Here is a 384-nt window from a genome sequence, read left to right on the forward strand (position 1 = left end):
TTTCTAGGCCAAATGTGGGCTATTTTTAAAGGTAACTGGAAGCAATTCTTACGTGGAACTGGAATGACTCTTCTGATTTCCATGGTCGGAACCATTACAGGTCTCTTTATTGGATTATTAATCGGTATTTTCCGTACAGCTCCTAAAGCTAAGCATAAAGTAGCTGTCTTGGGACAAAAACTCTTTGGTTGGTTACTCACTATTTATATCGAAATCTTCCGTGGCACACCGATGATTGTTCAATCTATGGTTATCTACTACGGAACAGCACAAGCCTTTGGTATTTCGATCGACCGTACCCTAGCAGCTATTTTTATCGTATCTATCAATACGGGGGCCTATATGAGTGAAATTGTTCGCGGTGGTATTTTCGCTGTCGATAAA

At 40.4% G+C, this 384-nt stretch carries 1 protein-coding gene; it reads left to right on the plus strand.

The genetic code is table 11. From position 1 onward, the window contains the following. The coding region (locus KTJ72_RS07060; protein WP_217304484.1) for an ABC transporter permease subunit at positions 1–384 on the plus strand (384 nt) is incomplete at both ends.

The sequence above is a fragment of the Apilactobacillus waqarii genome, assembly GCF_019061205.1.
Classification (GTDB): domain Bacteria; phylum Bacillota; class Bacilli; order Lactobacillales; family Lactobacillaceae; genus Apilactobacillus; species Apilactobacillus waqarii.